Raw genomic sequence first — 20,123 nt, 5'->3', positions numbered from 1 at the left:
GCCGGGCACCGCCGTCGTTCAGGCAGTTGCCGGTACTGCGGCTTCCTCGGCGCTGCGGCGGATCCGGGATCGCCGCCACGAGATGATGCGGCACACCACGTAGATGGCGAAGGAAATCGTGGTCACATACGGGCTGATCGGCAGCCGGCCCGCCAGGGCGAGCATGATGCCCCCGACCACGCTGGTCATCGCGAACACGATGCTCAGCACCACTGTCGCACCCGGCCGGGCGGTGACGCGGATGGCCGCCGCCGCCGGGGTGATCAGCAGGGACAAGACCAGCAGCGCGCCGACGACCTGGATGGACAGGGCCACCGCCAGGCCCAGCAGCAGCATGAACGCCACCGAGAGCCGGCCGGCGGGAATGCCACGGGCCGAGGCGACGGCCGGGTCGACACTGACGAACATCAGCGGCCGCCAGATGGCCAGCAACCCCACGATCACCACCAGCGAGCAGACGGCGAGGACGCCGAGCTGGACCGAATCCACGGCAACGATCTGGCCGGTGAGCAGGCCGAACTTGTTGGCGCTGCGCCCCTCGTAGAGGGAGAGGAACAGGATGCCCAGGCCCAGGCCGAAGGGCATGAGGATCCCGATGATGGAGTTGCGGTCCCGCGCGTTGGCACCCATGAGCCCCAGCACCAGCGACGCGGCGATGCTGCCCACCAGCGAACCGGCGACCACATTGGCCCCGATGAGCAGGGCGAACGCCGCCCCGGCGAAGCTCAGTTCGGCGATCCCGTGGACGGCGAAGGCCATGTCGCGCATCATCACGAAGATGCCGATCAGTCCCCCGACCAGGCCCAGGATGGCCCCGGCGATGATCGAGTTGGCCACCAGCGGCAGTAGTTCACCGTAGTTCTCGAAGCTGAAGATCGTCTGCCAGGCGTCGGCGAGGTTCACAGCAGGCCGCCTTCCACGGTCGCCACGGGCCCCGCGTCGGGGGCCGCGGGGTGGTGATGGGCGAGGGTCTCGGGCATGCCGACGACGACGATGCGCCCGTTGCTGCGGAAGACCTCGATGGGACTGGAGTAGAGCTCGGAGAGCACATCGGAGCGCATGACCTGTTCGGGGGTGCCGACATGGAAGCGGCCCCCGGCCAGGTACAGGACCCGGTCCACGTACTGCAGGATCGGGTTGATCTCGTGGGTGACGAAGACGACGGCGCTGCCGTGGTCGCAGGCCTGCCGGTGGATCAGCGCGGAGACTGCCTGCTGGTGGTGCAGGTCCAGGGAGAGCAGCGGCTCGTCGCACAACAGCAGATCCGGCTCACCGGCCAACGCCTGGGCCGCGCGCAGCCGTTGCTGCTCACCGCCCGACAGCAGGCCGACCGGCCGATCGGCGTAGGCGGTGGCGCCCACGCGCTCGAGCAGCTCGTCCACGCGGTCGTTGACCTGGCGGCGGTGCAGCAGGCGCGGACCCCAGCGGTGGCCGTCGACGCCGAGCGCGACGAGGTCGCGGGCGCGCAGTGCCGTGTCTGCGGGAAAACCCCGCTGTTGCGGGATGCTGCCGATATGCCGTGAGCCCCGGGTCACCGGACGGCCGCCGACCTCGACGCTTCCCGTGCTGAGCTGCTGCAGACCCAGCAGGACCTTCAGCAGGGTCGTCTTCCCCGCCCCGTTGGGTCCGAGCACCGCCAGGAACTCCCCCGGTTGCACGTCCAGATCCAGGCCGCCGAAGAGGCGGCGCGGCCCGAAGTCCAATCCCGCGCCACGCAGTCTGACCGCCGGCATCGATTCGGGTTGGCTGGGTTCGGGCACGAGCGGCCTTCCTACGGGGTCCTGGGGCTGGGGTCGCGGCGCGGCCCGATGACGGGCTCGCGACGCGGATACCAGCTTAGCTCAAATGAGACTCGTTTTCATTATCGGCGTGGTGGTTGAACCGGCGGATCCCCCGCCGCTCGTTCGAATCATTGATCTCGCCCACCAGCTGCTCCAGCACATCCTCCAGGAAGAGGATGCCACGCGTGCTGCCGGTCGCGTCGTTGACGCGGGCCAGGTGCGAGCCGGTGCGCTGCATGATCCCCAGCGCGTCCTCGACCTCCACCTCGGTGCCCAGGTTCGCCAAGTTGCGCAGCCGGGTGACCGGGATCGGCTGGTCGTAGCGCGAGCGCGGGATGGACATGACGTCCTTCAGGTGCAGGTAGCCGGCCAGGTTGTCCTCGTCGTCGGTGATGACAAAACGGGAGAACCCGGTGCGCCCGACGGCCTTCTCGAACTGGGCAGGCGTCGTCTCCGCCGGCAGGGTGACGACCTCGCTGAGCGGGACCATGGAGGTCCCGGCCGTGTAGTCGGAGAACTCCAGGGCACCGTGGATGATGCCGCTGCCGTCCTCGACCAGGCCCGAGCGCGTGGATTCCTGGACGATCGACTGGACCTCCTCGAGCGTGAACGAGCTGGTCACCTCGTCCTGGGGCGTGACGCGCATGAGCTTCAGCGCATGGTTGGCCACCCAGTTCAGCGAGGCCACCACCGGGTGCAGGATCCGGGAGAGCCCGATCAGCGGTGGTGCCAGCAGCAGCACCGCCTTGTCGGCGACCGAGACGGAGATGTTCTTCGGGACCATCTCGCCGAAGGTCACGTGCAGGAACGTGACGATGAGCAGCGCGATGACGAACGCCGTCGTATCCGCCACGGCCACGGGGACGCCCACCGACTCCAGCGGCCCCGCGAAGAGGTGGTGGATGGCCGGTTCGGCCACGTTGAGGATCAGCAGCGAGCAAACGGTGATGCCCAGCTGGCAGACCGCCAGCATGAGCGAGACGTTCTCCATCGCGTTCAACGCGGTGCGGGCCCGCTTCACCCCGGCGTCGAGCAGCGGCTCGATCTGGCTGCGGCGGGCGGTCATGACCGCGAACTCGGAGGCAACGAAGAAGGCGTTGCCAAGCAGCAACAGCACCAGCCACATGATTCCCAGCCAGTCGTTCATCGTTCCTCCCCTCCTGCGGTGTCGTCGTCGGTCGCGGTGGCCTGGAAGCTCAGCCGGTCCACGCGGCGCCCGTCCATCAACTCCACCAGCAGTTCCCCGTTGCCCGTCTCGACGACGTCGCCCACTGCGGGGATGCGCCCGAGCATGGACATCACGTAGCCACCGACGGTCTCGTAGGAGGCGTCATCGGGGATCTTCAGGCCCGGCACCTGGTCGCCGAGCTCGTCCGGGCGCAGCAGGCCCGGGAAATACCAGCGACCGGAGGCAGAGACCAGGACGCCGGGCTGGGTCCTGTCGTGCTCGTCGGTCACTTCCCCGACGATCTCCTCGACCAGGTCCTCCAGCGTGACCATGCCGGCGGTTCCGCCGTACTCGTCGAGCACCATGGCGACCTGCTGGTTGGCGCCGCGCAGGTCGGCGATCAACGAGTCCAGGTGCACGGTTTCGGGGACGGAGATGATGTCCTCCATGATCGTCGCGGCGACCAGCCCGGCGCGCTTGTGGCGCGGAACGGCGACCGCCTTCTTCACGTGGCAGACACCCTCGACGTCATCGGCGGAATCGCCGATGACCGGGAAGCGTGAGTATCCGGTGCGCCGGGCGGTCTCGATGATCGATTCCAGCGGCTCATCCAGCTCCACGGTCTCCATGCGGATGCGCGGGGTCATCACATCGGCTGCCGAGCGTTCGGAGAAGCGCAGCGTGCGCGACAGGAAGCGGGCGGTGTCGCGGTCCAGGGTGCCCATCTCGGCGGAGCGGCGGACCAGCGAGTTCAGTTCGGCGGGGCTGCGGGCCCCGGAGATCTCCTCCTTGGCCTCCAACCCCATGGTGTGCAGCACCTTGTTGGAGAAGCCGTTGAGCACGACGATCGCCGGCTTGAACACCGCGGTGAACACCAGTTGCGGGCGGGCGATGGCCCGGCCGATCGGCAGGGCGCGGGCGATGGCCAGGTTCTTGGGGACCAGCTCACCGACCAGCATCGAGAGGATCGTTGCGAACGCCATCGCCACAATGAGCGAGACGGGGGCGGCGCTGGGGCCAAGCCCCGCAGCTGCCAGCACCGGGGTGAGCAGCTTGCCCACGGATGGTTCCATCACGTAACCCGTCAGCAGCGTGGTGAGTGTGATGCCGAGCTGGCAGGAGGAGAGCTGGGTCGAGAGCGATTTGAGGCAACGCAGCAGTGGTTCAGCACCGCGTTCGCCGCGGGCCACCGAACGCTGGACGGTGCTCTGGTCCAGGGCGACCAGGGAGAACTCGACGGCCACGAAGAACCCGGTCCCCCCGATCAGGAGCAGGCCGAGTGCCAGGAAAATCCATTCCACCTAGCGGCTCACCGCCGTCGTTCCCGCACCTGACACCACGGCACGACGACGGTGCTGGGCGGGGGTGCGTGGGTCATCTTCCGGTGAAGCCGGTCTAGAAGGCTCCGATGCGGCGGCGGAAGAAGTGGGCATGCTGAGACGGTTTGAGCCGGCGCTGCGCGGTTTCGCGACGGGCCGGCACACTGAGTGGCTGTCCATAAGGGTTCCAGTCTACAGATGCCACCCGCCGACCGCGAGGACGGGGCCCCACTGGCGGGTGTCGTTGGACACACCCGCGGCGGGTCCGGCAAGCAGGTTCGCCGACGGCGCCGAAAATAGGCGCGCAATGCCCCGCGTCTGATTCGCAACGCGGCGGCGAAGGTCATTAGACTGGCGGAAGGTCTAGGACTAGGTCGTCGCACCACCCCGGACACGATCGGGACCCAGCGGCGAGGCAACCACAGGGAAGAAGAGGCGTCATCGTGCCAGATCAACCACACCACCGGCTAACCGAGGAGTTCGGCGGGAACGAGTGGCTCGTCGAGGAGCTGTACCAGCAGTATCTGCGGGACAAGAACTCAGTGGACAAGAAGTGGTGGAGCATCTTCGATTCGTTTGATTCCTCCGGACGGCCGCCTGCTGCGGATTCCGCCCCGGCGGCATCGGGCAATGGCACCGGCCCCAGCCCGCGCGCCGCCACCGAGGCGAGGGTCAACGAGGCTCCTGAGGCGAAGACGCCGCAGAAGAAGCCCGACACCGCCGCCTCTTCGGGCGATACGCCCAAGGACACCCCCGAGACCGAGAAGGCCAAGCCAGCCGATCCGGCCCCGAAGACCTCCCCGATCCCCGCCGAGCTGCCGAAGTCCAGCAGTGCCGCGAATCCGACCGAAGAAGACGTCGCGAAGCCGCTGCGCGGTCCGGCCAAGGCCATCGCCACGAACATGGAACAGTCGCTGACGGTTCCGACGGCCACGACCGTGCGTGCCGTGCCGGCGAAGGCGCTGATCGACAACCGCATCGTCATCAACAGCCACCTGGCCCGGGCCCGCGGCGGAAAGGTCTCCTTCACGCACCTCATCGGCTTCGCCGTCGTGCGTGCCCTGAAGCTCTTCCCCTCGCAGAACGTGACCTACCGCGAGGTCGATGGCAAGCCCACCGCCGTGCAGCCGGCCCACGTGAACTTCGGCATTGCGATCGACATCCCGAAGCCGGACGGCTCGCGCATGCTCGCGGTCCCGAACATCAAGAAGGCCGAGACGCTGAACTTCTCGGAGTTCTGGACGGCCTACGAGGAACTGATCAAGCGGGCCCGCAACAACAAGCTGACCGCCGACGACTACGCCGGTACCACCACCTCGCTGACCAACCCGGGCGGCATCGGCACCGTGCACTCGGTCCCCCGCCTGTCCAAGGGCCAGGCCACCATCGTGGGCGTCGGCGCACTGGAGTACCCCGCGGAGTTCCGCGGCGCCAGCGAGAAGACCGTGGCGATGCAGGGCATCGGCAAGGTCATCACGTTGACCTCCACCTACGACCACCGCGTCATCCAGGGAGCCGGCTCCGGCGAGTTCCTGCGCCTGGTCGAGTCACTGCTCCTCGGCGAGCAGGGCTTCTACGACGAGATCTTCGAGGCACTGCGCATCCCCTACGAGCCGGTGCGCTGGGTCGTGGACAACCAGGTCGACGTCGACCTCCAGGTCAACAAGATCGCCCGCATCCAGCAGCTCATCCACGCGTACCGCGTGCGTGGCCACCTGATGGCGGACATCAACCCGCTCGAGTACGTCCAGCGCCGACACCCCGACCTGGACATCCGCACCTACGGCCTGACGCTGTGGGATCTGGAGCGCGAATGGGTCACCGGCGGCTTCGGCGGCGCCTCGCGCCTGACCCTGCGCAAGATCCTCGGCGTGCTGCGCGATTCCTACTGCCGCACCACCGGCATCGAGTACATGCACATCCAGAACCCCGAGGAACGCCAGTGGTTCCAGGACGAGATGGAGCACGAGTACGAGAAGCCCAGCCGTGAAGAGCAGTTCCGCATCCTGGGCCGACTGAACGCCGCCGAGGCGTTCGAGACCTTCCTGCAGACGAAGTTCGTCGGCCAGAAGCGCTTCTCCCTCGAGGGCGGCGAGTCGCTGATCCCGCTGCTCGACGGCATCATGTCCGACGCCGCGGACCAGGGACTGGACGAAGTGGCCATCGGCATGGCCCACCGCGGACGCCTGAACGTGCTCACGAACATCGCCGGCAAGACCTATGCACAGGTCTTCCGCGAATTCGAGGGCACGCAGGATCCGCGGAGCGTCCAGGGCTCCGGTGACGTGAAGTACCACTTGGGCACCGAAGGCAAGTTCACCTCAGACAACGGCAACGAGACGCGCGTCTACCTGGCCGCCAACCCATCGCACCTCGAAGCGGTGGATCCGGTGCTGGAGGGCATCGTCCGCGCCAAGCAGGACCGACTGAACCTGGGCACCGACTCGGATGGCTACAGTGTCCTCCCGATCCTGGTGCACGGAGATGCGGCGTTTGCCGGGCAGGGCGTGGTCGCCGAGACCTTGAACCTCTCGCAGCTGCGCGGCTACCGCACCGGCGGTTCCATCCACGTGGTGGTCAACAACCAGGTGGGCTTCACCACCTCGCCGACGGCCTCGCGTTCCTCCGTGTACTCCACGGATGCCGCCAAGATCATCCAGGCCCCCGTCTTCCACGTGAACGGCGACGACCCGGAAGCCGTGGTGCGTGTGGCGCAGCTGGCGTTCAAGTACCGCCAGAAGTTCCGCAAGGACGTCGTCATCGACCTCGTCTGCTACCGCCGCCGCGGACACAACGAGGGTGACGACCCCTCGATGACGCAGCCGATGATGTACAACCTCATCGAGGCCAAACGCTCGACCCGCAAGCTCTACACCGAGGCGCTGGTCGGCCGCAACGACATCACCCAGGACGAGGCCGACCAGGCCTTGCGCGACTACCAGGGACGGCTGGAACGGGTCTTCGCCGAAACGCATGCGGCCCAGACCTCACCCATCCCGGTGGTCTCCTCCGACCAGACCAAGGTCAACGACCTGGAGCTGCCGGCTTCCCAGGTCGACGACGCCGGGGTGAACCGCCCGCAGGAAACCGCCATCAGCGCCGACATGCTGGCAACGGTGGGCAAGGCGCACGTTGACATCCCCGAGGGCTTCACGATCCACCCGAAGCTCAAGGCACTCCTCGAGCGTCGTGAGGCCATGTCCCGCGAAGGCGGCATCGACTGGGGCTTCGCGGAAATCGCCGCGTTCGGTTCCCTGTCGATGGAAGGAGTGCCGGTCCGGCTGTCCGGCCAGGACTCGCGCCGTGGCACGTTCGTGCAGCGCCACTCGGTGTTCCACGACCGCAAGAACGGCGACGAGTGGATGCCGCTGCGCAACCTCTCCGACGACCAGGCGAAGCTGTGGATCTACGATTCGCTCCTGAGCGAATACGCGGCCATGGGCTTTGAATACGGATATTCCGTGGAGCGTCCCGACGCCTTGGTGATCTGGGAGGCGCAGTTCGGCGACTTCGTCAACGGCGCCCAGACGATCATCGACGAGTTCATCTCCTCCGCCGAGCAGAAGTGGGGACAGCGTTCCTCGCTCGTGCTCATGCTGCCGCACGGGTACGAGGGCCAGGGACCGGACCACTCGTCGGCCCGCATCGAGCGGTTCCTGCAGATGTGTGCAGAGGAGAACCTGGTGGTGGCGAACCCGTCCAACGGCGCCAACCACTTCCACCTGTTGCGCCGTCAGGCCTACGCCCGTCCGCGCAAGCCGCTGATCATCTTCACCCCGAAGCAGCTGCTGCGTCTGAAGGCCGCTGCCTGCTCGGTCGAGGACTTCACCCAGGGCCACTTCCAGGAAGTCATCGGTGACACGATGAAGCTGGACGGCGCAGGCGTTGAACGAGTTCTCATGGTCTCCGGTCGCCTGTTCTACGATCTCGAAGCGGCCCGTAAGAAGGCAGGCGACGAGAAGACCGCGATCATCCGCGTGGAGCAGCTCTACCCGCTGCCCGTCGAGGCGATCAAGGAGGAGCTGGCGAAGTACCCGAACGCGAAGGTGTACTGGACCCAGGACGAGCCCGCGAACCAGGGTCCGTGGCCGTTCATGGGCCTGAACCTTGCTCCCGAACTCGACCGCCCGGTCGTGTTGGTCTCGCGCACGGCGTCGGCCGCCACGTCGACCGGCTCCCACAAGCGGCACGAGGTCGAGCTGGCGGACCTTCTGAAGCACGCCTTCGACCAGTAAAAGCAACAACGCATGAGCTGAAGGGCGGGACCTCGTGTCCCGCCCTTCGGCGTAACGGGCCCGCTGTTAGAGTGGGCGTACCGCGCAGAAAGGTCTTTCGTGGAACAACGCACTATCCGCATTGCCGCCATCGGCAACGAGGTCCTCGCCGGCCATGGCGACCCCCGTGCCCTCGGCTGGTTCGGCCGGGTTCTGGCCCGCACCACTGGCGACGATTTCCGTCTGGAGAGCTACTCTCTGGCCTCGCCCGATGAAGGGACCGAGGCACTGGCCGAGCGATGGCTGCAGGAGGCGTCCCGTCGTTTCGGCGACGGCTGCGACAACCGCCTCGTCGTCGCGCTTTCCGACCACGACCTCGACCTCGGGCTCTCAACGGCCCGCAGCCGGCTGAATTTGGCCAACATCATGGACGCAGCGTCGCAGATGAGCATCAAGGCCCTCGTCGTCGGCCCCACGCCGTCGCTGGACAACGAACGCAACGCACGCCTTGCCGAGCTCTCCGCTGCCTACGCCGACGTGGCCTCGCGACGCCACCACGCCTTCGTCGACACGTTCGGCCCCCTGCAGAACCATGAGCAGTGGCGCAACGATCTGGCGGCCAATGGCGGCCTCCCCGGCCAGGCCGGACACGGACTCATTGCCTGGCTGGTCCTGCACCGCGGGTGGTACCGCTGGCTCGATCTGGCCGAACCCACCGGCGCCTGAGCACCACCTGCATGAACGATGGCGGGAATCCCCTGGGGGTCCCCGCCATCGTCTATGTCCGCCCCCGCAGGGCCATTCGGGACGGATGGCGATCAGCACCACAGCAGTCACGACGATCCCGTCAGCTATGGAAGCAGTCGAATCATCGATTCATCCCCTCTGGCATGAAGCTGCACCGGACACGTTGGGGGTCGAGTAGTGGCCTGGTCCAGGGATGTGACAAGATAGAGGGCAGCCCAATTACCGAGCAGATCAGGAGGCAGCCATGAGCAAGCGTGCACGTAAGCGCCGTAGTCGCAAGAATGGCGGCGCGAACCACGGCAAGCGCCCCAACACCTAAACCAGGTGGAATAGCGAAGAGCCCACATCCTGACGGATGTGGGCTCTTTTGTGCCCGGGGGCCGCTGACGGGCCGGAACGACCGCGAGACGGATCAGCCGTGGCCGACCTCAACGCGGATCTCGCTGATGCGCGACATGATGCGCGTCTTCAGCGTGTCTGGAGCCACTTCCTGGCAGCTTCGCTTCACGACCGAGCGGATGATGCACTCCAGGTCGTATTCCTTGGTGCAGTCATCGCAGTGCTCGAGGTGCTCACGCACGTCCTTGAGGTCATCCACGGACAGCGCACCGTCGAGGTATTCATACAGTCGGGCGATGCGCTCGTCGCTGCAGTCACCCATTGATTGGCAGTCGCCCATCATTTCCTCCCTTGTCCGGCCGCGGCCGGACGGCCCGTCGTCGTCTTCGCTTTGCCGAGTCCGCGGGTGGCGGCGTAGTCGGCGAGCAGTTCCCTGAGTTGCTTGCGTCCGCGGTGCAACCGCGACATCACGGTTCCGATCGGAATGCCGAGGATCTCGGCGACTTCCTTGTAGGCGTATCCCTCCACGTCGGTGAAGTAGACGGCCAAGCGGAATTCCTCCGGAATCGACTGCAGCGCCTCCTTCACGTCGGAGTCCGGCAAGTGGTCCAGTGCCTCGGCTTCCGCCGAGCGGAGCCCGGTCGGCGTATGCTCGGCGGCCTGCGCCATTTGCCAGTCCTCCACCGTGTCGGTGCTCGAGCGCAACGGCTCGCGCTGGCGCTTGCGGTAGAGGTTGATGTACGTATTTGTCAGGATCCGGTACAGCCAGGCCTTCAGGTTGGTCCCCGGCTTGTACTGGTGGAAGGCCGAATACGCCTTGGTGTAGGCCTCCTGCACCAGATCCTCGGCATCCGAGGGGTTGCGTGCCATACGCATCGCCGCGGAATAGAGCTGGTCGACGTACTGCAGGGCGTCACGCTCGAATCGCTCGCGACGTTGCGCCTCGGATTCGGCGTCCTCGGGGATCTGCTCGACCCCATGCTGTGAAGTACTCATCACCACCCAGTCTAGACCGGGGCCATGAGTCCTGTCCGTGGGTTGGACCACGCGCTCGGCAGATGTCATCACCGGCATCTTTGCGCTTCCTCCTGAACGGTGTGGGTTGCTCTGGTCTGGGCCGGTGATCTGACCACCGGTCGTCTGGTAGGCACAACAGCCTCAGCTGCGACACTATTCCCAGCCAGGGGCCTCCCCCGCACCGATTGGAGTCGAAATAGTGCAAGACTAGGACCAGCACGTGAAAGCACTCCCGACTCCTTGGAGGAATCGATGTCCCTGGTTCGCCTGATCGCCCGCCCACTGCTGGCCTCCAGCTTCGTGTTGACCGGCCTTGACCGCGTCCGCAAGCCCGAAGAGAGCGGGGAACGGCTCCGCCCGAACCTGCGCCGCGCGGCGTCGGTCTTCCCCCAGCTCGAACCCATCGCCGCCAAGCCCGCGTTGGCTGCCCGTTGCATCGGTGCCGCACAGATCGTTTCCGGTCTGATGCTTGCACTCGGCAAGTTCCCCCGTTTCTCGGCGTTGCTCCTCGTCGGTTCCTCCGCCGTGACCGGATTCAACGACAACGCGGGCGACGCGCGCGTTATCTCCTCGAACCGCGTCAAGAACATCTCGCTCGCCGGAGGCGTCCTGCTCGCATCCGTCGATACCGCAGGTGCCCCCTCGCTGGCATGGCGTGCACGCCACATGGGCCAGGACGCGCGGAAGCAGCTCGTGAAGACCAACAAGGAATTGGCCAAGTCGGTGCGGAGTGGCACCAAGGATGCCCGAAAGGCCGCACAGGACGTGATCGGGCACTAGCCACCGACCAGCATGAGCAGCAACCTCTCCGCAGCCCCAGAGTCCCTGTCCCCCTGGCCGGCCCCTCGAGCCCAAGGTCCCGTGGACGCCACCGTCCGTGTACCGGCGTCGAAGTCGCTGACGAACCGTTATCTGGTGCTTGCCGCCTTGGCGGACGGACCCTGCCGGCTGCGTCAGCCATTGCGCTCACGCGACGCCGATCTGATGATCGAAGCGCTGCGCATCCTCGGTGCCGGCGTGGAGGAGGTGCCGTCGGCTGACGGGCCGGGCAGCGACCTGCTGGTGACACCGCTGGATCGCTCCTCGGTCCGCGATGCCTTGTCAGTCGACTGTGGACTCGCAGGAACGGTCATGCGTTTCGTTCCGCCGGTGGCTGCCTTGCTTCCCGCCGCAGTGTCCTTCGACGGCGATCCCGCAGCTCGCGTACGCCCCATGGCCCCGGTGGTCAACGCCCTCAGGGACCTCGGCGTGGAGATCGACGACCAGGCCAAGGGGATGCTGCCGTTCACCATGCACGCCACCGGCAGTGTCCGCGGTGGCCATCTGGTGGTCGATGCCAGCGGGTCATCCCAGTTCGTCTCGGCGTTGCTCCTGGTCGGGGCGTTTTTCGAGGAAGGACTACACCTCGAGCACGTCGGCGCGACGGTGCCGAGCCTGGACCACATCCGGATGACCGTCCAGACTCTGCGGGAACTCGGAGTGCAGGTCGACGACTCCACGCCGGACCACTGGAGGGTCTCCCCCGGATCCATCCGAGCCTTTGACGTCCTCGTCGAACGCGACCTGTCCAATGCCGGCCCCTTCCTCGCCGCGGCGTTGGCTGCGGGCGGCACCGTTCGGATCCCCGATTGGCCGGCTGAAACCACCCAGGTCGGTGCCCGGTGGCCCGAGATCCTCACCCGCATGGGTGCCACCACCACGTACGACGACGGTGTCCTCACCGTCACGGGCTCCGGCCCTGTCCGCGGTATCGACCTGGCAGATGCCTCCGAACTCGCACCCACGGTCGCCGCCCTGGCTGCCCTGGCCCATGAGGAAACACACCTCACCGGCATTGCCCACCTGCGCGGACACGAGACCAACCGTTTGGCGGCATTGGTTGCCGAGATCACTGCCCTCGGAGGCGAAGCCGAGGAAACATCCGATGGGATCATCATCCGCCGCCCGGTGACCCATGCTGGCCTGTTCCATAGCTACGAGGACCACCGGATGGCCACTGCAGGCGCCGTCATCGGCTTGGCCATGGACGGGGTCCGGATTGAGGACATCGCCACTACGGCGAAGACCATGCCCGATTTTCCCCAGTTGTGGCAGGAGCTGGCCGCCACTGGCGGCGCCTGAACATGGCGCGCGATGCCCGCAGCTGGGACGAATCAGACGTCCGGATCCGGCCGAACAAGAAAGGCTCCCGTCCACGCACCAAGGACCGCCCGGCTCACGAGGACGCCGTCATCGGTCGCATCATCACCGTGGACCGGGGCCGATACACCGCCATCCTGGACGAGGACACCGCCGACGAACGGATCGTGATTGCCGCCCGCGCACGCGAGCTGCGCCGTTCTCCCGTGGTGCCCGGTGACTTCGTCGCCCTCGTCGGCAATACTTCGGGCAAGCCCGACACCCTTGCACGGCTGGTCCGCATCGAGGAACGACAGACTTTGTTGCGTCGAAGCGCAGACGACACCGATCCGGTCGAGCGGGTGGTAGTCGCCAACGCCGATCAGCTGGTGGTTGTCGTCGCGGCCGCCAATCCAGAACCGCGGACTGGGTTCATCGACCGCGCCCTCGCTGCCGCCTACGACGCCGGTATCGAGCCTGTTCTCTGTGTGACGAAGACCGATATCCGCGACCCCACTCCCCTGTTGGAGAACTACCGGCATCTGGACCTTCACATCCTGACGAGCAAAAGCATTGGCGCCGAATCCTCGGGAATCGACGCACGGTCAGCCGATGGTGCCTCGGCCCGTTTGGAGGAAGGGGCCGTCCTGGAGCTGCGTAGGCTGCTGGCGGGCCGCGTCTCGGTGGTCCTCGGCCATTCAGGCGTCGGCAAGTCCACCCTGGTCAATGCACTCACGGGTGCCCAGCGGGCCACTGGCGGCGTCAACGCCGTCACGGGCCGGGGCAGGCACACCTCTTCATCTGCGCTTGCACTCCGCGTCGAGGGAGCCCCGCCAGGTACCTGGATCATCGACACTCCGGGAATCCGCTCCTTCGGCCTGGCCCTCGTCGACCCTGCGAATATCTTGGAATCGTTTCCCGATCTGGTGGAAGGATCTGCCAGTTGCCCGCGCGGTTGTCGTCACACCGCCGACTCGCCCGGGTGCGCGTTGGATGCCTGGGTCCGACGCCCGGAAGCCGATGCCTCCGGCATCGCCCGTCTCGCCTCATTGCGTCGCCTGTTCGGCGTTGAGGCCAAAGCCGATGATAAGGAGCTGGGATCCGTTTAGGAACACGGATCTGCTGCCCTCCTGCGGTAAGTTTGATGGCATGACCCGCGATGTAATGAGCTACAACGACGACCTCCGGTTGGCACACGCCATCGCCGATTCCGTCGATTCCCTGACCATGTCCCGCTTCAAGGCGCAGGATTTGCAGGTGGATACCAAACCAGATCTGACTCCGGTGACGGATGCCGATCGGTCGGCCGAAGAAGCAATCCGCAGCCAGCTGGCCCGATCCCGTCCCCGCGACGCGATACTGGGCGAGGAATTCGGCAGCACGGGCCACGGTGCGCGGCGGTGGGTCATTGACCCCATCGACGGAACCAAGAACTTTGTTCGTGGTGTCCCTGTCTGGGCGACGCTGATCTCCTTGATGGACGAAGGCCGGTCGGTTGTCGGGCTCGTCTCCGCCCCGGCGCTGGGACGTCGTTGGTGGGGCGCGGAAGGCACAGGGTCCTATACCGGGAAGTCATTGGCCTCGGCCACCCGTTTGAAGGTCTCCGGGGTCAGCGAGCTGGCGGATGCCTCACTTTCGTACTCAAGCCTGGGTGGGTGGCGCGAACGCGGCCAACTGGAGGCCATGTTGGATTTGCACGACGCCGTATGGCGGACCCGTGCCTACGGTGATTTTTGGTCATATTGCCTGCTGGCCGAAGGCGCGGTGGACATTGCCTGCGAACCGGAGTTGAACCTCTACGACATGGCGGCACTCGTGCCGATCGTCACCGAAGCGGGCGGACGCTTCACGTCTTTGGACGGGGAGGACGGCTGCCTCGGCGGAAATGCGCTGGCGACCAATTCACGACTGCACGACGCCACGCTGGCAGTGCTCAACGGCAGCACGAATGCGACAAAGTCATTCGAGACCGGACAGGCTCCCGTCAATGACGTCGCAGACGCCCCGGATGAAACGCACGAATTCAGGACCCGCCGGGAGGAAGACATGTCGGGATCGTCCCAACCGGAACATCACTCATCACCCTGGGAAAACGCCTGAGAGCCTAACGAGCGGATCGGCGACCGGCCGGGCGCTGCCGGGTCGGAGGCATTCGGTCGGAATCAGCGGCGAGCTGAGCGCGCTTGACCCACGTCATGGCGGCGCTGACCAGAGTTAACACCAGCATGATTCCACCGAACCACGGGTGCCCCGCGGCGAAAAGACCTGCCACCCCCAGCAAGAACAAGACGTGGGCGACCACTGGATGTACCGGCCACCCGAATCGACGCTTGGCTTGTGGGGCCATGAACAGGCCCCAGAACACCACCAGCGGAACCAGCAGGACGAGCACCGACAAGACTGGCGCCCACGGCAAGACCTGAATGGCCCACAAGGCGGCAGCGCAGAGCAGAGCAACCTCGAGGACAAACGCCAGAATCCCGGCGACGCGAATCGGCGGGGTTGCGTCGACCGACGGTTCCGCCGGGTCGCCCACGGCGTCCTGCTGGTTGTCTTGCATGCTGCTGCCTTTCCCATTTCCTGCGAAGCCGACGCGGAAATGCCCTCGAGTCAGTGACGTTCCCCGGGCCGACGGCCTCGGGATTCCCAACCATTCTATGCTGCGCCGGGCAATCGCCAGGGCAGCACGAAAACGGCCCCGGGATCCGAGATCCCGAGGCCGCTAATACGTGGAGATGGGGGGAATTGAACCCCCGTCCGATGTGGTGTTGCCAGGACTTCTCCGGGCGCAGTTTGCTGGGGGTTTTCTCTGCTCCAGCAGCCGTCTCACAAACATGCGGCTGGTCCCTTGCGGGATACCCTGAGCACAGTCACCGAAAATATGTCCAACACCCCAGTGACCAAGACGTTGAACAGTGGCTATCTAAATGACGCCAGTATCAGGGCCGATAGCAATCCCTGGCTGACGGACTGTCAGGCTGCTTAGGCAGCGAGAGCGAAGTCAGTGCGCTTTGAGTTGGCACTTGTGTTTTGCAAAGAGCGTTTACGAGATAACTTTGCGTCCTCGGCCCGCTTCTCCTGTCGCGACTCACATCGTCGAAACCGATCATCCCCGTATGTACTTCTCAATTTGCGGGTTGCCCCGCGCATCCCCGCAAGCGAACCTGCGAGACAACTACTATAACCCACCTAGCCCATGGTTCATTCCCCAGCGAGCTGCGGCTGGTCAGGAGGCGCGCCGGTTCCGCTCGCGCATGGCGCGTAGGGCTTCCCTGTTGTCCTGCTTCTCGCGCAACGTCTGGCGCTTGTCGAATTCCTTTTTGCCCTTGGCTACACTGATTTCCAGTTTGGCCCGGCCGTCTCGGAAATAGAGTTGCAACGGGACAATAGTAAAACCCGGGTCTTGGATCTTTCGGGTGATCTTCACGAGTTCTTCGCGATGCAACAGCAGCTTGCGCCGACGTCGAGCTGCGTGGTTGGTCCACGACCCGTTGAGGTATTCCGGGATGTAGAGAGCCTCGATGTACAACTCGTTGTTGTAGAACTGGCCGAACCCATCGACCAGCGATGCCTTGCCCTCGCGCAGGGACTTCACCTCGGTGCCGCTGAGCACCATGCCGGCCTCAAAAGTGTCGAGAATGTGAAAGTCGTGATGTGCCTTGCGGTTGGTCGCGACGACCTTGCGATCGGTGTCCTTGGCCATGGCAACCTCCTTATGTGCGAACGTGTGGCGGGAAATTTCAGCTGAAGATTAGGACAATCATCGTATGCCATCACCGGCGACATCAAGTTCGCATCCATCGCATGGACAACCCAACTGGCGGGCTATCCAACTCCCGATAGCCGGCGTGGAGCGATATCAGTCAGAGCAGACCTGCAGGATCAACGACGCTTCCATCCAAGATGGTCTCGAAGTGAAGGTGGCATCCGGTCGAGTTGCCGGTGGTGCCGACGTAGCCGATGAGCTGTCCCTTCGAGACATGCTGTCCGGCTCGCACCACGTAACTGCTCAAGTGGTGGTAGCCCGTCACGAGGGCGTGGCCGTTGACGACCCCATGGCTGATCTGGACCTTGTTGCCAGAGGTCGCAGACATGGTGGCATACCAGACTTCGCCTCCCGCTGCTGCGTGGACTGGCGCGCCGCACTGGCCACCGAACCCCCAGTCCAAGCCGGCGTGGACGTAGCCACCCATTCCGCCGTAGTCAATGGTCCCGGCGGGTGTCGGCCGCCATCCGAAGGTGGACGTGATGTGTCCACCACCCACTGGAACCGAGAGCCCCCAGCTGCTGGTGGATGACGAGGATGATGAGTCGCCGTTGTTACCCGCGCTCTCACTTTTCTTCCGGGCGGAAGCTGCAGACCGCTCGGCTGCGTCGGCCGCCGCACGTTTGGCCGCTGCGTCCGCGGCGTTGGCTCGGGCAGCTCGTTCGGCCGCAGCTTGCGCCTGTGCAGCTCGCGCCTCGGCTGCCTTTCGGGCTGCCTCTTCCTTGCGCTTGCGTTCAGCTGCTTCGCGGATCAACCGCTGCTGGCGTTCCTTGATGGCAGCGACGACCTGATCGTGCTCATCCTGCTGATCCTGGATTTGCGCCTTGATCTGCGGACGTTTGGCATTGAGTTCGCTGCTGGCCGCTTCCGCACCATCAATGAGTTCATCGACATGCCGCTTGGAGGCTTCGGCCTCATTGCGGGCTGCCTGTTCGCGGGCCAGTGCCGCTTCGGCCTGGTCCTTGAGATCGCTGATTTCCGATTCTACCGCGGTCATCCTGGCTTGGGCATTGGCGTTCGTCGCGTGCTGCTGGTTCAGGTCACTGAGGACCGCATTCTGACTGCGGAGTGCCTGGTCAGCCATCCCCATGCTGTCCGCCAGGTTGCCATCCGAGGAAGCATTCAGCAGGAGGCTGAGGTTGCTGGAGACTCCGCCACGTTTGTAGGCCTGCGTCGCGATCTGCCCGATGGCCTTGCGGGTGTTGGCCATTGACTCCGCGTCCTGGACCATTTGGCTGCCAATCTGGTCCTTGGAGGACTGCGCAGATTCTACTCGGGCGGTGAGTTCGTTGACCTGATCCGTTGCTGTTTGGACGCCGGCACGTGCAGTGGCCAACCGCTCTTGGGCCGCTGGCAGGCGGTCCTGGTAGTTCTTCAGCTTGTCGGCAACCTTTTGGATGTCAGCATTGAGGAATTCGAGATCAGACTCCAACGAGTCCAGCTGCTTCTCGACGTTTTGTTTCTTGTCATCCAGATTGTCGGCGTTGGCCGTGGGTACAACCAATGACAGGGATAGCAGGCTCACGAGGGCACCACTGATCACGGCGTGGGACAAAGTCCGTCTTTTACGGTCCGCCACAGGAGGTCCGTCCTTTCACTGGAACAGCAGTTCCCCGCTTCGGATGCGCGAGAAGAATACGGGCACGGGGGAACCTAAACCTTCAGGTAGCGCCTTAAGGTCAGGACCGACGATACACCAGCAAGGATGACTCCCAACGCAAGCAGGCCCGGGGCGACGAGCAATACCTGTCCCGTAGCAATGAAGGCCGTATCCGGATACTCAACCGCAAGCTTGCCCTGGATGAGGTACCGGACCACCGCCCACAGCGTGCCCGAGGCCAAGACGGCACCGATGAGCGCAGCGATCACGCCCTCCAGAACAAAGGGCAGTTGGATCACCGCCTTCGATGCTCCCACCAAACGCATGATTCCCGTCTCGCGTCTTCTGCTGAAAGCCGAGAGCCGGATCGTCGTGGCTACCAGAAGCACAGCACAGAAGATCATGACCACGGCAATTCCGATCGCAACCAAGGACGCGATGTTCATGATCGAGAAGACCTTTTCCAAGAGGTCGCGTTGGTCGATGACCGTGTCGACGCCCTTCATCGAGGAAAAGAGCTCGTTAATGACGTCGTACTTCTCCGGGTCCACCATCTTCACGCGGAATGACTCCGGCAACTGGTCAGCGGTAACGGTATCAACGATCGGGGAATTCTTGAACTGCTCGCGGAAGTGCTGCAAAGCCTGGTCCTGCGACTCGTACTCATAGCCGTCCACATACGGTTTGACTGCGGCGGAACCCAGCATGTCCTTGATGGCCGAACGCTGGGAATCGGTCACTGCACCATCGGCACAGGTCTGCGAACCGTAGTCCTCCCCGCACAGGAAGATGGCCACTTCGACCTTGTCGTACCAGAAGCCCTTCATTTGCGTGATCTGCATCTGCGTCAAGGCGGCGGCGCCGACAAATGTCAACGAAATAAAGGTCACCAAGACGACGGACACGACCATGGAGAGGTTTCGACGCAGGCCGGAACCGATTTCACCGAGGATGAACGCCAGTCTCATGCTTCGTCCTCCTCGGAGTCGAAGGGGGCGATCGCCTGGTCCTGGGGATTAGCTGTCCGCAGTTCGCGGGAACCGTCCTGGTTGATGATGGGAATCATGGCGGTGTATTCACCGGCGCGCTCGTCCCGGACGAGCTTTCCTTCGTCGAGTTCAATGACCCTACGGCGCATGGAATTGACGATGTCGTCGTCGTGCGTGGCCATGACTACTGTCGTGCCGTTTTGGTTGATCTTGTCCAAGATGTTCATGATCCCCACGCTGGTGGCGGGATCCAGGTTTCCTGTGGGTTCATCAGCGAGCAAGATGCCTGGCTGGTTCACGATGGCCCGGGCAATCGCCACGCGCTGCTGTTCGCCACCGGAAAGTTCGTTCGGCATGCGCTTTTCCTTGCCTTGCAGCCCCACCGTCTTGAGCACCTCTGGCACGGTGCTGCGGATGGAAGCACGGCTCTTGCCAATGACCTGCATGGCAAAGGCGACATTGGAGAAGACATCCTTGTTGGGCAGAAGACGGAAGTCCTGGAAGACGACGCCGATGCCACGCCGCATCCGCGGGACTCTCCATCCGGGGATGCGGGCGACGTTTTGTCCGGCAACGTGGACCGAGCCACGCGATGCCTGGTCCTCACGCAGCACGAGCCGGATGAAGGTCGACTTCCCGGAGCCGGAGGCCCCTACGAGGAACGCGAAGTCGCCGCGGTCGATCTCAACATCGATATCGTCCAGCGCCGGACGGGACTTCTGGTCGTAGACCTTGGTGACGTGCTCAAATCTGATCATGGCAGTTCTGCCCACCCGGACCACCGGTCAGTGTCCGAAAAAATGCGGGGCTTTGCTGGGGGAACGTACAGCACCGGCACTGAGCACTCTAGCGTTAGCACTTGTCATTGCCGCGCAGGCGGTATCGCGTGTCGGTACCGTCATTCCAGCCGTGAACGTCGAGCCTATTGCGAAGCGCCCGGCCCGGCGGGAGTGGCTACACGGCCACTTCCCCGCCGGTTCGGTCTCCCCCGCCTATTCGTGTGAGAGGTCTCCACCAAGAATGAGTTCGGGCTCGGTGGCCGCGCGGACCTCTTCGACGCTGACC

Annotated in this window: 17 protein-coding genes, 1 other RNA gene and 1 pseudogene; 7 read left to right on the top strand and 12 right to left on the bottom strand. The window is 64.8% G+C overall.

Annotated features, from left to right (window positions below; genetic code table 11):
* Window positions 1-18: 18 nt before the first annotated feature.
* The 4 genes from ABD088_RS10770 to ABD088_RS10755 form a co-directional block, all read right to left on the bottom strand.
* The gene (locus ABD088_RS10770) at window positions 19-903 is read right to left on the bottom strand and encodes a metal ABC transporter permease (RefSeq protein WP_343901937.1); all 885 of its coding nucleotides are present in this window, start codon (window positions 901-903) and stop codon (window positions 19-21) included.
* Window positions 900-1,733, bottom strand: a complete 834-nt coding sequence (locus ABD088_RS10765; RefSeq protein WP_343902360.1) for a metal ABC transporter ATP-binding protein — start codon at window positions 1,731-1,733, stop codon at window positions 900-902. Before ABD088_RS10765 ends, ABD088_RS10770 begins: the two co-directional genes overlap by 4 nt.
* 103 nt (window positions 1,734-1,836) lie before the next feature.
* Window positions 1,837-2,928: a hemolysin family protein gene (locus ABD088_RS10760; protein ID WP_343901936.1), complete on the bottom strand. Its 1,092-nt coding sequence runs from the start codon at window positions 2,926-2,928 to the stop codon at window positions 1,837-1,839.
* Window positions 2,925-4,250, bottom strand: coding sequence for a hemolysin family protein (locus ABD088_RS10755; RefSeq protein WP_343901935.1), 1,326 nt, complete (start codon window positions 4,248-4,250; stop codon window positions 2,925-2,927). The genes ABD088_RS10760 and ABD088_RS10755 overlap by 4 nt, the downstream gene beginning before the upstream one ends.
* A 461-nt stretch (window positions 4,251-4,711) precedes the next feature.
* Here ABD088_RS10755 and ABD088_RS10750 point away from each other — a divergent pair, with 461 nt between their 5' ends.
* The 3 genes from ABD088_RS10750 (at window position 4,712) to ABD088_RS17265 (ending at window position 9,548) form a co-directional block, all read left to right on the top strand.
* A complete protein-coding gene (locus tag ABD088_RS10750; protein WP_343901934.1) occupies window positions 4,712-8,503 on the top strand; it encodes a multifunctional oxoglutarate decarboxylase/oxoglutarate dehydrogenase thiamine pyrophosphate-binding subunit/dihydrolipoyllysine-residue succinyltransferase subunit in 3,792 nt (1,263 codons plus the stop codon).
* A gap of 99 nt (window positions 8,504-8,602) precedes the next feature.
* On the top strand, window positions 8,603-9,208 hold the full coding sequence (locus ABD088_RS10745; RefSeq protein ID WP_343901933.1) for a GDSL-type esterase/lipase family protein: 606 nt from the start codon (window positions 8,603-8,605) through the stop codon (window positions 9,206-9,208).
* 265 nt (window positions 9,209-9,473) lie between these two features.
* On the top strand, window positions 9,474-9,548 hold the full coding sequence (locus ABD088_RS17265; RefSeq protein WP_372710594.1) for a 50S ribosomal protein bL37: 75 nt from the start codon (window positions 9,474-9,476) through the stop codon (window positions 9,546-9,548).
* Between the two features lie 93 nt (window positions 9,549-9,641).
* On the opposite strand, the gene rsrA is transcribed toward ABD088_RS17265, so the two are convergent.
* Window positions 9,642-9,908, bottom strand: a complete 267-nt coding sequence (gene rsrA, locus ABD088_RS10740) for a mycothiol system anti-sigma-R factor (protein ID WP_343902359.1) — start codon at window positions 9,906-9,908, stop codon at window positions 9,642-9,644.
* Window positions 9,908-10,564: a sigma-70 family RNA polymerase sigma factor gene (locus ABD088_RS10735; RefSeq protein WP_343901932.1), complete on the bottom strand. Its 657-nt coding sequence runs from the start codon at window positions 10,562-10,564 to the stop codon at window positions 9,908-9,910. Before ABD088_RS10735 ends, rsrA begins: the two co-directional genes overlap by 1 nt.
* A 273-nt stretch (window positions 10,565-10,837) precedes the next feature.
* On the opposite strand from ABD088_RS10735, the gene ABD088_RS10730 reads away from it, so the two are divergent.
* The 4 genes and pseudogenes from ABD088_RS10730 to hisN all read left to right on the top strand — a co-directional run.
* On the top strand, window positions 10,838-11,365 hold the full coding sequence (locus ABD088_RS10730; protein ID WP_343901931.1) for a DoxX family protein: 528 nt from the start codon (window positions 10,838-10,840) through the stop codon (window positions 11,363-11,365).
* Window positions 11,366-11,377: 12 nt separating this feature from the next.
* Window positions 11,378-12,706, top strand: a complete 1,329-nt coding sequence (gene aroA / locus ABD088_RS10725) for a 3-phosphoshikimate 1-carboxyvinyltransferase (protein WP_343901930.1) — start codon at window positions 11,378-11,380, stop codon at window positions 12,704-12,706.
* Window positions 12,707-12,708: 2 nt separating this feature from the next.
* The gene (gene rsgA, locus ABD088_RS10720; RefSeq protein ID WP_343901929.1) at window positions 12,709-13,812 is read left to right on the top strand and encodes a ribosome small subunit-dependent GTPase A; all 1,104 of its coding nucleotides are present in this window, start codon (window positions 12,709-12,711) and stop codon (window positions 13,810-13,812) included.
* A gap of 40 nt (window positions 13,813-13,852) precedes the next feature.
* A pseudogene (gene hisN, locus ABD088_RS10715) lies at window positions 13,853-14,641 on the top strand (histidinol-phosphatase); the annotation flags it as partial.
* A 166-nt stretch (window positions 14,642-14,807) separates the two neighbouring features.
* Here hisN and ABD088_RS10710 read toward each other — a convergent pair.
* The 6 genes from ABD088_RS10710 to ftsE form a co-directional block, all read right to left on the bottom strand.
* Complete coding sequence (locus ABD088_RS10710) at window positions 14,808-15,263, bottom strand: YrdB family protein (RefSeq protein ID WP_343901928.1); 456 nt, start codon at window positions 15,261-15,263, stop codon at window positions 14,808-14,810.
* A gap of 167 nt (window positions 15,264-15,430) precedes the next feature.
* Window positions 15,431-15,817: a transfer-messenger RNA gene (gene ssrA, locus ABD088_RS10705) on the bottom strand.
* A gap of 112 nt (window positions 15,818-15,929) precedes the next feature.
* Complete coding sequence (gene smpB / locus ABD088_RS10700; RefSeq protein WP_343901927.1) at window positions 15,930-16,406, bottom strand: SsrA-binding protein SmpB; 477 nt, start codon at window positions 16,404-16,406, stop codon at window positions 15,930-15,932.
* Window positions 16,407-16,566: 160 nt separating this feature from the next.
* Complete coding sequence (locus ABD088_RS10695; protein ID WP_343901926.1) at window positions 16,567-17,994, bottom strand: peptidoglycan DD-metalloendopeptidase family protein; 1,428 nt, start codon at window positions 17,992-17,994, stop codon at window positions 16,567-16,569.
* Between the two features lie 128 nt (window positions 17,995-18,122).
* On the bottom strand, window positions 18,123-19,037 hold the full coding sequence (gene ftsX, locus ABD088_RS10690) for a permease-like cell division protein FtsX (RefSeq protein ID WP_343901925.1): 915 nt from the start codon (window positions 19,035-19,037) through the stop codon (window positions 18,123-18,125).
* Entirely contained in the window at window positions 19,034-19,816 is a 783-nt protein-coding gene (gene ftsE / locus ABD088_RS10685; RefSeq protein ID WP_343901924.1) for a cell division ATP-binding protein FtsE, read from the bottom strand. Before ftsE ends, ftsX begins: the two co-directional genes overlap by 4 nt.
* Between the last annotated feature and the right edge of the window lie 307 nt (window positions 19,817-20,123).

It is taken from the genome of Arthrobacter rhombi, assembly GCF_039526245.1.
Lineage (GTDB): Bacteria > Actinomycetota > Actinomycetes > Actinomycetales > Micrococcaceae > Arthrobacter_H > Arthrobacter_H rhombi.
The sequence above is the reverse complement of the archived record's forward strand: the minus strand, read 5'-3'. Positions and strand labels throughout refer to the sequence as shown.